This is a genomic window from Streptomyces sp. NPDC093064 (genome assembly GCF_044754605.1).
Lineage (GTDB): Bacteria > Actinomycetota > Actinomycetes > Streptomycetales > Streptomycetaceae > Streptomyces.
Genome location: NZ_JBIVPK010000102.1, coordinates 1 through 10,910 on the forward strand (window position 1 = coordinate 1; position 10,910 = coordinate 10,910).

General features: G+C 68.1%; 8 protein-coding genes and 5 pseudogenes. 6 read left to right on the forward strand and 7 right to left on the reverse strand.

From position 1 onward, the window contains the following. Positions 1–193: 193 nt before the first annotated feature. Positions 194–388, forward strand: a pseudogene (locus ACIQFZ_RS42310) (hypothetical protein); the annotation flags it as partial. Positions 389–672: 284 nt separating this feature from the next. Beyond that, positions 673–1,827, forward strand: a complete 1,155-nt coding sequence (locus ACIQFZ_RS42315; RefSeq protein WP_402693863.1) for a glutathione-independent formaldehyde dehydrogenase — start codon at positions 673–675, stop codon at positions 1,825–1,827. A 199-nt stretch (positions 1,828–2,026) separates the two neighbouring features. On the opposite strand, the pseudogene ACIQFZ_RS42320 reads toward ACIQFZ_RS42315, so the two are convergent. From ACIQFZ_RS42320 to ACIQFZ_RS42330, 3 genes and pseudogenes are all read right to left on the reverse strand, one after another. Continuing rightward, a pseudogene (locus ACIQFZ_RS42320) lies at positions 2,027–2,131 on the reverse strand (IS5/IS1182 family transposase); the annotation flags it as partial. Positions 2,132–2,568: 437 nt separating this feature from the next. Next, positions 2,569–3,615, reverse strand: a complete 1,047-nt coding sequence (locus tag ACIQFZ_RS42325) for a FlgD immunoglobulin-like domain containing protein (RefSeq protein ID WP_402693864.1) — start codon at positions 3,613–3,615, stop codon at positions 2,569–2,571. Between the two features lie 602 nt (positions 3,616–4,217). Continuing rightward, complete coding sequence (locus tag ACIQFZ_RS42330; RefSeq protein ID WP_402693865.1) at positions 4,218–5,561, reverse strand: endonuclease domain-containing protein; 1,344 nt, start codon at positions 5,559–5,561, stop codon at positions 4,218–4,220. 254 nt (positions 5,562–5,815) lie between these two features. Between ACIQFZ_RS42330 and ACIQFZ_RS42335 the strand changes: the two are divergent. Beyond that, positions 5,816–6,257: pseudogene (locus ACIQFZ_RS42335) on the forward strand (AAA family ATPase); the annotation flags it as partial. Here the strand turns inward: ACIQFZ_RS42335 and ACIQFZ_RS42340 are convergent. Further along, on the reverse strand, positions 6,179–6,622 hold the full coding sequence (locus tag ACIQFZ_RS42340) for a head decoration protein (RefSeq protein WP_402693866.1): 444 nt from the start codon (positions 6,620–6,622) through the stop codon (positions 6,179–6,181). The pseudogene ACIQFZ_RS42335 and the gene ACIQFZ_RS42340 overlap by 79 nt on opposite strands. Before the next feature lie 146 nt (positions 6,623–6,768). Here ACIQFZ_RS42340 and ACIQFZ_RS42345 point away from each other — a divergent pair, with 146 nt between their 5' ends. Next, positions 6,769–7,068 (forward strand): DUF5713 family protein, encoded by a 300-nt coding sequence (locus ACIQFZ_RS42345; RefSeq protein ID WP_402693867.1) that lies wholly within the window; start codon positions 6,769–6,771, stop codon positions 7,066–7,068. Between the two features lie 204 nt (positions 7,069–7,272). Here ACIQFZ_RS42345 and ACIQFZ_RS42350 read toward each other — a convergent pair whose 3' ends face one another. Next, positions 7,273–7,617, reverse strand: a complete 345-nt coding sequence (locus ACIQFZ_RS42350) for a hypothetical protein (RefSeq protein ID WP_402693869.1) — start codon at positions 7,615–7,617, stop codon at positions 7,273–7,275. Between the two features lie 16 nt (positions 7,618–7,633). Then, a pseudogene (locus tag ACIQFZ_RS42355) lies at positions 7,634–7,819 on the reverse strand (transposase); the annotation flags it as partial. Positions 7,820–7,847: 28 nt separating this feature from the next. On the opposite strand from ACIQFZ_RS42355, the gene ACIQFZ_RS42360 reads away from it, so the two are divergent. Further along, positions 7,848–8,642, forward strand: a complete 795-nt coding sequence (locus ACIQFZ_RS42360; RefSeq protein ID WP_402693870.1) for a hypothetical protein — start codon at positions 7,848–7,850, stop codon at positions 8,640–8,642. Positions 8,643–9,118: 476 nt separating this feature from the next. Beyond that, a complete protein-coding gene (locus ACIQFZ_RS42365; protein WP_402693868.1) occupies positions 9,119–9,961 on the forward strand; it encodes a lysostaphin resistance A-like protein in 843 nt (280 codons plus the stop codon). 79 nt (positions 9,962–10,040) lie between these two features. Here the strand turns inward: ACIQFZ_RS42365 and ACIQFZ_RS42370 are convergent. Continuing rightward, positions 10,041–10,817, reverse strand: a pseudogene (locus tag ACIQFZ_RS42370) (alpha/beta fold hydrolase); the annotation flags it as partial. Between the last annotated feature and the right edge of the window lie 93 nt (positions 10,818–10,910).

Consider the following 10,910-nt stretch of genomic DNA (forward strand, 5'->3'; position numbering starts at 1 on the left):
ACGGGCCGTCTCCCATAGAGAGCGCTCGGTGATGTGCACGATGTGCTGAGGTTTCGGCATGCGGCCACGCTACGGGCCCGGCCCTGCCGCGCGCACCCACGATGACTCGCGCCACGACGGTTTTCAAGATCGTCGGTGGCCCTCGACAAGCTGGAGCAGATGGACTACGGGGCCGTCGGCGCCGCGGGACGAGGGCAGCCGGGGCGGCCGTCCCGTCACTTACGACGCCGATCCTCACCGTGACCGCAACACCGTCGAGCGACTGATCAACCGTCTGAAGGACTGGCGCGGCATCGCTACACGCTCCGACAAGACACCCGAAAGCTACCTCGCCGGCCTCGAACTCCGCGCCTCGATGATCTGGGTCGGAGATCTCCTGCAAACAGCCGGTTGGCCCATTCTCCTGGGACCCAGGTCTCCCACGGACAGGCTCCACAGGCACTTCCCGACCACGGCTTGACACGCCTGATGGAGGTGGGAGGGTGGAGGAGCGGTGGTGCGGTAGTGGTCACCGAAGGCCGAGGGCCCAGCGGAGCGCGGGATTGTTCTCGCACCTGCGTGGGACGAGCCCGCGTGCCGGTTCCCGTCGCCTGAGTCGTCCAGAGTGACCTGATCTCCTTGCGCAGCTCCTGATGCCGGCCACCGTGTGGTGAAGCAATCGAAGGGGAAGCCATGAAGGCTGTTGTCTATGACGGGCCGCGCACCGTCAGTGTGAAGGATGTCCCCGACGCGCGCATCGAACGGCCCACCGATGTGCTGGTGAGGATCACCAGCACCAACATCTGCGGTTCGGATCTGCACATGTATGAGGGCCGCACTGACTTCGAGCAGGGACGGATCTTCGGACACGAGAACCTGGGGGAGGTGACCGAGGTCGGCGCCGGAGTCGACAGGGTCAGGGTCGGGGATCTGGTCTGCTTGCCGTTCAACATCAGCTGCGGTTTCTGCCGGAACTGCGAGCAGGGGCTGACCGCGTTCTGCCTGACCACTGCCGACAATCCGAAGACGGCCGGTGCCGCCTACGGCTTCGCCGACATGGGCCCGTACAGCGGCGGGCAGGCTGAGCTGCTGCGCGTGCCCTACGGTGACCACAACTGTCTGGTCCTGCCGGAAGAGGCCCGGGAGCGGCAGACCGACTACGTGATGCTCTCCGACGTCTTCCCCACCGGTTGGCACTGCACGGAACTCGCCAGGGTACAGCCCGGCGACACCGTGGTGATCTACGGTGCCGGCCCGGTCGGCCTGATGGCCGCACTGTCGGCGAACCTCAAGAGCGCATCCAAGGTCATGGTCGTGGACCGCCACCCGGACCGCCTCGTACTGGCCGAGCAGATCGGGGCAATTCCCATCGACGACTCCAAGACCTCGCCTGTCGACCAGGTCAACGAGCACACAAACGGACTCGGGGCGGACCGGGGCTGTGAGTGCGTGGGCTACCAGGCCCACGACCCCCAGGGCCATGAACACCCCAACATGACGCTGAACAACCTGGTGGAGTCGGTGAAGTTCACCGGCACCATCGGCGTGGTCGGCATCTTCATCCCCCAGGACCCCGGCAGCCCTGACAAGCTGTACCAGCACGGTGAATTCGCCTTCGACTACGGCCTGTTCTGGTTCAAGGGTCAGTCGGTCGGCAACGGGCAGGCCAACATCAAGGCCTACAACCGCCAGCTGTGCAACCTGATCCAGCAGAGCAAGGCCACACCGTCCTGGATCGTCTCCCACGAGCTCCCGCTGGACCGGGCCGCCGAGGCCTACCAGCACTTCGACGCCCGTGACAACGGATGGACCAAGGTCGTCCTGCACCCCGACGGCGGCGCCCGTTGAACAATCGTCACCGGCAACCTGACCGCGGGCAGGCACGGCAGAACAAGGCAGCATGCGGCCCCGGCCGAGTACCGGCCCGGGGCCGCCCAGTCACCGTCGGCGCATGGTTAGGTCCGCACCTCGGCTGCCGGTCCGGAGGTCGTGCTCGAGCCCGACCAAAAGACCGTCTGATTTGATGTAGCCGGTCGGCGCACGGCCAACTCTTCTCCGGGATGACCGCCCGGATGCGGCGCCTGCGCAGGTTGGCGCGAGAAGAATACGCGTTATCGCCGGCCACGGCATCGGGCCGGGTACGCGGACGGCCTACCGGGCCACGGACCTTGACCTTCTCCTCCAGCACCGAGATGGAGCGGGGGCTGTCGGCGGCCTGCCTCTCGTCGGTCGGCTCGAAGGAGACGGGGTGTACCGCACTGCGACCGAGAACGGCGGCCGCACCAAGGACGGAGACGTCCTGGCCGATGCCCGCGCGGCCTCCCAGTGGGAATTACCAGAAGGGCGGCGGCCCTTCCGCTCTTTGCGGGTGTCGCCCTCGTCGAAGCCGCGGGCATCGACGACCCCGAGGGCGTCCTTTCATCGACGACGGCTGCCTGAAAAGCGGAATCACAAAGTCCTACCAGGCACACAGCCCCTCCGGCATCTTCCGGAGGGGCTGTTTTCGCCGGGTACGCCAACCTGTACGGCAGCTCCTTCTGCTGCTCGTCGAGGGAGGCGTGCGACATGCGTCAGTGCCGCTCCGCCCGGCTAGGAGATGCTCTTGTCCGTGCCTCGGCCGGCGGCCGTCTTCGTAGGCTTGGTGAGCTCGATCGTGCCCGTGACCTTCAGTGCTGCGCCGCTGCCGTCCGCAGGCGTGCCGGTGAGCTCCCAGGTGTAGGTGCCGGCGTTGACGTACCGGCGGTTGCTGTTCCGGCCGTCCCACGAGAAGGCGACGGCGGCGGCGTACTCCTTGGCCGGCCCGGTGAACACTGTGTGCCCGGCCTTGTTCCGGATCGTCACCTGGGCGCCGGTTACCGGCTTGGACAGCTGCCAGTCGGCATCCCACACGGCGTCGGTCGCCGATGCGAGGTTCACGGACTGCTCGACCTGCGACTCGATCTCGGCAACAGGGGAGGTGTCGACGCCCGAGTCGAGCACGGTGATCCGGGCGTTCTGCTCCTTCGCGTACGCGATGGCGCCGCCGAAGCGGTCGGCCTCCACGAGCGGGCTGCTGTACTGGGAGGTGAACGCCTCGATGATGCGCGGCCTGTCCCCAATCGGGGTGAGGTTGAGTCGGCCGCGGTCCCAGTCGTACGTGACCACATAGCCGTCGCCGAGGGTGCCGCGCGGGGCCCACGACCACTGCTGGGTCTGCGTGTTGTAGACGCCGTGGCCGTCGGAGCTGACGGTCCCTGAGGGGTAGCAGTCCCAGTACACCCAGGGCCCGACGGCCTGCAGCTCTTGCGGCAGACAGCCGCCGGTGATCTGCTCCGTGTCCGTCGTCGCGCCGGACTTGAGGTCGACGGCCTGGAGCGTGCCGTCCGTTTCCGTGTCACTGGGCATCCACAGTTTGGTGCCCCACACTGCGAGCCCGCCCTGGCCCTGACGGACCCGGACCACCTTCGGCCCGCCGGAGGCGTCCAGATCGCCGACGTACTGCCGGTCCTCCTCTCCGCGCCCGCTGTCGCCGAACACCACATAGCGGCCGGAGGCCGAGCGTACGGTCGAGTAGTGATCGGAGCCCGTCGGCATCTTCTCGCCGGTCTGCGGGTCCACGGCGGGTACGACCGTCTTCGTGCCGTCCGCCGCCAGCACGACCAGTACCTGGGCGCCGTCCGCGTCGGTGGTGGCGACGACGGTACGGCCGTCTCCGGTGCCGACCGGCTGCCGGGGCGGCCGAGAACGATCCGGTGGCGCCGGTCGTGGGCACGGACTGCCACTCAGCGGCCGCCAAACGCGGGCCGCCAGTGCCGCCGTTGTCCTCACCGCCTTCGGTGCCGTCCAGCAGAGCAGAGTCGGCATTTTCGACGAGTTCGGCGTCAAGCCGGTAGCGGATCTCACGGGCGCCGCCGGACGGGCGGAGACGCTAAACGCCTCGTGGAGCGCCGGTAAGACCAGGACGAAAGTCCCGGCACAGCGCGTTGAAGCAGGAAGCCCCCGGAAGGGTCAGACGACCCAGGCCGGAATCCCTGGACTTTAGGCCAGGGAGCACGTCAATGAGCCCCGTCTCCGCCACAAGGCCGACTGCGCACCGCGTGCACCCGATCGTGCGGCAGTCTCACCTTGGCCGCCGCGCTCGTCGCGGCAGGGGGAGCTTGGTGGCCGCCTGGGGCATTTCGCTGGGGCGTGTGGGGTGACGATGTCGGGGGCCGGCAGCTGCGAGGGGACGTTGGGGTGTCAGGTCTCCCGGTGCTCGCTCAGAACAGTGCTAGGCCCTCGCCGCTGGTGTCCGCGATGACTGGCCGGGACTGGGCGGGGAGGCCGTCCAAGCGGTCTGGACCGGCCGCGGTGGCCACGGCGGGGGCCGTCTGGGCCAACCAGACACGAAACCGCTCGGCGGCTTCGCGGTAGGGGACTCGTGCCAGGACACGGTGCTCGCCGGAGGGGCAGAAGTCGACGGCGACAGTGAGCAGGCAGGAACGGGGCGCGTTCTGACTGCCCGTCCAGGACACGCGCAGGACGCCGCAGGGCTTGCGCCCGCGGGGGGCGCGGTGGGTCGGGCGCAGCGATCGGCAGGCTATGTGGGCGGTCCATGCGGCGAGGTGCGGCAGGGGCAGGGTGGTGCGTGCGCGGCAGCCGGGGCAGCGGTGCCAGTGGCGGAGCCAGTCGTCGGTGTCGGTGTGGAAGAGGCGTGTGTAGCGGTTCGCCACGCGGATGTCGTTGCTGTACAGGTGGTCGGGGCGTTCTAGTGTGTTGCAGGACTGGCAGACGGGGGCGCGGATGTAGCCGTGTTCGTGGCAGTGGTCGAGGACGGCGGCGGGCGCAGTGCGGCAGACGGCGCACGCCCACCCAGCCACCCTGTGGGAGGTACCGGGCTTCCTGCTGAGCACCGAGTACAGCTGGCCTTCCAGCTCTGCGTTGTACGGGCGCAGTGAGGCGGTGGGGCCCTCGGGGCTCGTCGTCTGCCGACCGTCGGCGGCTCGGGCCTGCCGTGGGTGGGAGGGCGGCTCGGTGACGGCTGCGCTTGCCTGGCGGGTCCGCGCGGCTTGAACCCACTGCGTTTCGGTGTGCTCGGCCGCATCCAGCAGCCTGACCACAGCGCGCGGCAGCCACCACGTCCGCTGCGTCCCGTCGCGGGTCTGCTCCACGAGGATCTGTCGCCAGTCGATCCCCGCCAGATGGTACGGCCGGCCCACTTCACGTCGTGCTGCCCGCTCGGGGCCGCCCAGCTCCTGCAGTTCCCCCATGATGCGCTGGCGCCAACGCAGCGGCGTTCCCTCGTTGCACTCCTGCCTCGGCGCCCCGCGAAACGGACCGATGCGGACCAGGTCCTGCTCATCCATCCCAATCGCGTTCAGTTCCGCGGCCGCCCGGCGCACCTCAACCTCCACAACACTCCACTGACCGCCGCTCGCCCTCACCGTCGCCACCACATGGCCGCCGAGCAGGACGTACCCCACCCGGGCATGGGCAGGAGAGCAGGTGAATGCTCCAGAAGCCGTCGGCACAGCACTGTCGGCCGTCAAATCGACCCACAGAGTGTCCGCGGCACCCAGGGTGATCAGGCCGTCCGTGCGACCGGGCATGACACGCTCTGACATACCGACAGGCTAACGGCCTGCAACGCGGCAACGGGTCTCCAAGCGCCTCGGTCAGCCGGGCCACCGCCCACGCCGCATCCGTCGCCCGCAACTCCTTGTTCCTGAGCTCTGGTTCGTCAGTGCATCGCTCCTTCAACGCGGCGACGGTCAGCAATGATGGCGACCCGGTCCTTGCCGGGGGCCGCGACGCGGGCCTGGCGATCTCGGCAGAGAAAGCGGTCGTCCTCCCTGTGGTTTCCATGAACGATCCGGGTGTGACCACGTTGTTTCTGACAGTCGGCCTGCCAGGGGCGAAAGACCACAAGGGCTCGGCATCTGACCAAGGAGCACAATGCGCTTCGGCTGACGCCTGATGAGTGGATGATTCCGCTGTTCGGTGAGCCGGAGGCGGACGGGAAGCGCGATGTCCTGGAAGGACGGCTGCTCTCGCTTGCCCTGGAGGCGCTGAGGCTTGGAACCAACGTGGTCCTGGATTTCGGATGCTGGTCTCGTGACGAGAGGTCCGCCATCCGTTGGTTGGTGGAGTCTGTAGGCGCGTCCTGCGACCTCGTGTACGTGCCGGTGGACCTGGAGACCCAACGCGCTCGGATCGCCCATCGCCAGTTGACCACTCCGGATCAGGCCTTCCCGATGAGCGAGGCGGACCTCTTGTACTGGAACCGGATCTGGCAGGTGGCGGACGGGGGGACCGGGACGACGGGCACAGGGAGCTTCGCTGTGCGCACCGAGCCGTGCCACAGCAGCGCGGCCGGGACCTTCGTCTGCCCCGGCCCGAACAGCACCTCCGCGAACGCGAAACTGGCCAGCTTCTCGCGGCCGTCGGAGGCGCCCGTGGAGTACAGGCCGTAGAGGCCGCTGGCGGTGATCTTGCCGACGGGGATGCCGGACAGGAACCGGCTGTAGGGAATGCTCGTGTCGGTCGACGGCTTGTAGTGCGTGCCGGACGCGAACGTGCTCATGTCGAGGGGCATCGAGTCGACCGAGTCCGTGCCGTGCAGGCTGTCCAGCCACGACCGGTCGGCCGTCAGGTTCAGGGTGGTAGTGACCGGCTGAACGGTCATGGGTCCTCCCGTGGACGCGACGAAGCGATGATCGTCCGCTCACCGGCTGGTGGCGTCGTCCACGAGGAGGGGTGTGGTCCCCAGATCCGGCCTTGACCCGCCGGTGGGAAGTTCAGGAGCCCGTCAGGAAGCCGCGCTGGCGGGCCATGTCCGCGCCGTGCTGGCCGGGCTTCGGCATGTTGCTGCCTCGCGGCGGGAGGGCGATCCTGTTGCGGCTGTGCGAGTGGGTCGAGTCTGAGCAGCCGTCGGATCTGTCGGCCCTGTACGCACTCACCCAGGCCGCGACAGAGGAGTTCAACCTGCTGGAGGCGGAGTTCGAGGCAGCCGGAAGTGAGATCGAGACGGTTGCGCGGGAGGAGATCGCTGAGGACTTCTGGTTTGTCGCGTCGGCCTACGGGTTCACGGACGCGGATGCAGAGAAGCTGATCGCCACCCGGGATTGGTGAGCGAGGACCGGAAAACCCGCTGCCGTGATCAAACTGCGGGAACAGCCGTCGCGCCGGAGCTTGATCGGCGAGCGCGTCCGACTCAGTGGCCCTCGGTGGCCAATGCGATGCCGTCGCGAGCAACCGTGCGGCAGCCGAGGCGGGTGGGGTGGCTGGAGTTGGTGCGGGCGACGAGACCGGAGACGACGCCCGATGAGCAGCGAATCAGTCCTCTTCGGCAAACTCAGCGGCATCAGGAAAGACGTTGGTGCTGATGTGTCCCGCCAAGCCGACCAGCAACTCGACCGCACCCACAGGATGCGCGTCGTAGTACCAGCCTCGCGGATTCCAGCAGACGACCGTCCACTCGTCCGGCTTCCTGTCAGTGAGCCAGCACACGCGGTCCCCATTGTCGGTTCCTGCCCAGGGCAGGAGCCCGCCCGGCTCCGGGTAGAAGGGGTACGGGCAGTCTTCGGGGTTGCTGTCCCGGAAGTTGCGTTCCTGGTCCAGCAGCCGCTTCGCCGGGCCAACCGGCAGGTCTCGCCCGCCAAAGGGCGTAAGTGGCGTCAAGAACTCGACTGCGACAGCAGATGAGGGTGCACGCGATGCTGGTGAAGGCAAGGAAGTGGTCGGCCTTGCGTTCGTAGCGGCGATGGAGTCGACGGCAGCCGGTGAGCCAAGACATGGTGCGTTCGATGGTCCACCGGTGCCGTCCGAGCCGCTGTGAGGCCTCGACGCCCTTACGGGCTGTGCGACATTCCGAGACGCGTCGGCAGACGGATGGCACACTCCTGCCTGCCATGAAGAAATCATCGATGAAGAACCGCCTCAGACCCCTGCTGCTGACGGCCGTGAGCCTGACCGTGGCTGTCGCCGTGAGCGCATGCGGCCCGGCCGATGAGGGAGCCGTGTCGGCGAAGCCCACGGCCGCCGGTGCGGAGCCGTCGACCGGGAGGCCCACGACCCCGCAGACATCGCCGAGTTCGTCGGCGAGTTCCCGGACCACCGCATCGCCGAGTCCCACCTCGGCCCGCACCACGTCCACGTCCACGCCCACGCCGAAACAGTCCACCGTCAAGAACACGGCCGCACCCCGCACTCGCGCCGCTTGGCCTCGTGTCACCTTCGCCCGGCTGACGTTCGAGATACCCCCGGGCTGGACGCTGACGACGTACGGCAGCGACGCCTGCGTGCAGCCCGTACACCGGGCCGGGCTGCCCACGATGTTCGACTGCGCCGGAATCGCCATCAAGTCCGGCTCCATCGCCGGGAACGAACTACGGTCCTACGAGGCCCGTCAGCCCGGCGGCTGGTACGCGGCCACCGACGTCCAGCCCTGCCCGGTCCGCCCGACCCTCGCGGACGGTTCCTTCAACGGCATCACCAGTGGCACGTCGTCGCCGCCGGTCGAGTCGGGCCTGCGTCCGGTGGGCAGCCGCAAGGCGGCCTACGACCGCTGGACGGCCGCCTGCACGAGCGGCTACCGCTTCTCACCCCAGGCGTGGCACCTGCCCGTCTCCCGGGTGCTGTTCCTGGACTACACGGGGCATGCGGAGACAGCACGGGTGCTGGAGTCGGTCCGCTTCCCCGGCTGATTGCCACCTCGGGCACCGTTGACAGTGGCGCAGGAGCGACACGCGGAGGCAGATTGGGCATCAGGGGCGCTCGAAGCATTCGTCGGGCGTCCCCGACTTTCGTGCATGCCATGAGGGCTTGGCGAAATATGCGAGGCGACCTCGCCGCAACCGGTGTCCACTCTGATGCGGATCCACCTGATGCAGGCCGATGTCGCACGCCTGGCACACCGAGCGAGCGGCGAACCTGGGCGAGGCGAGTGCGCCGTCTGGACCCAGCTGACAGCCAGCGGCTCGTGACGGGCAGCAGGCCCAGCCCAACGCATCGCTGCTGCCCTGGAGATGAGAACGCAGCGAGGCCGCGGGCCGGGCTTGCCGTGGACCATGCGTATGGCTGGAAGTACGGCACGTCAGGGGCCGAAATTCGGCGTCTTTCGTGTCACGTAGGCGCGATGATCTGACTGTCCACCCGTCAGCAAGCCGACCGGAGCCGTGTGATGGCCTCAGAAGCCGAAGAGTCGCCGCCGTTGAGGCAGGCCACCACCACAGGAACTGCCTCCACCCGCACGGAAACGCTCGCCGGCACGTGCATGGTGGCTCTGGGGATCTGCGCGGTCCTGCCGATCAGCGCGGAGGCTCCCGGACGGACGACGATCGTCGGCGCAATCGCAGGCGTACTGATCATCACCACCTGGTTTCTGCGCTCGCCGGCGGTGATCCGTGCGGCTGTGTTCATCGGCCCGCTCTTCGGGTGCTTCGCTACGGGGATCCTCTCCGGCTGGCCTCCCGCAGTCACCACGGTCCTGGTATGCGTACTCCCCCTGGGATGCCTGCTGCTGGCCGGCCGCAGCACTGCTCTGCGCCCCGCAACTCCGTGGCTGACGCGCGGATCACTGACGCCCGAGGCTCCCTGGCTGGGGCTGGCCACCGTACTGCTCAGCGCAGTGGCACTCACGGCATGGGCACTCGCGGTGCGCCCCGAACCGGGCGAGTACCTAGAGGAGTTGCGGCACATCCCCCTCTGGCTCGCGATTCTGGGCATCGTAGCCTTTGCCCTGGTCAACCCGGTGTGGGAGGAGATGCTTTTCCGGGGAGTGCTGCTGACCGAAATCGCCGCGGTCTGGGGCACCAGGCCCGCCGTCGTGCTGCAAGCCGTGCTGTTCGGAGCCGCGCACTACGCGGGCTTCCCCTCCGGCATCAGCGGCATGATCATGGCGGGAACCTGGGGCCTCGTCCTGGGCATCATGCGCGTACGCAGCGGCGGCATCCTGATCACATACCTGGTGCACGTAACCGCCAACGCCGTGATCGGGATCCTGGCCGTGCTCATCCTGCACTGACCAGTGCCTGCGCGGCCAACGGCTTGACTTGGGCCATGTCCTGCCGGGTGCCCGCCGCTTGACGGGCCGCCCGCAGCTGTCAATCGACGGAGTTCATGAAGCTCAGCATCCGGCGGTTGACCTCGTCCGCGTGGTCGATCTGCGGTCCGTGGCCGGTGTTGGAGATGATTTCGGCTCGTGCGCCCGGTACCAGCCGTGGCACGCGCTCGACTTGCTGCTGCGGGTGCACCATGAGGCTTCGCTTGCCAAGCACCAGGCAGAGCGGGGCTTGGACGGTGGACAGTTCGTCCTCGGACAGGGGTAGTGGGGCGGGGCGGCGTATACGGTAGGCGCGAACGCCCAGTCTGATCACGGCCCGTAGCTCCGGCACGATGAGGACCGGCTGTTCCAGCAAGGCTGCCAGACGTGGGCGTAGCGCCCGGGGTGCGAAGGTCGCGAAGAGACTGGCGAAGATCCAGACGAAGAAGCGCAGACCTACTTTCTCCAGGCCGCCGGGGTCGAGCAGTGTGACCGAGGCGAGGCGGTCGGGCCTGCGGTGCGCTTGGTTCAGGGCGAGCCATCCGCCGTAGGAGGAGCCGACCAAGTGCACGCGTTCAAGGCCGAGTCCGGCAAGTGTCTCGTCCAGCCACTGTGCAGCGCGCTCGGGTTGATGGATGGCCTCGCGCTGAACGCTGCGCCCGGGATCGCCAGGGGTGTCGATCGCGTAGACCGGGCGGTCGGAGCTGAGGGCAGGGGTGTTCGGGTACCACATGGCAGAGCAGGAGCCCGCCCCGTGCACCAGGACGACGGGGGTGCGTGACTGGGCGGCCGGGTCTGTGGGGCCGTACCTGTAGACGTGCGTGGTGCCGAAGGAAGTCGGGCCCTACCCCTTGATCGTGGACACCCTGATCATTGGATCGTGAAGATCCATAGGACAGGAGTTCCCGTTGGGGACGTCGAAGTACTCGCC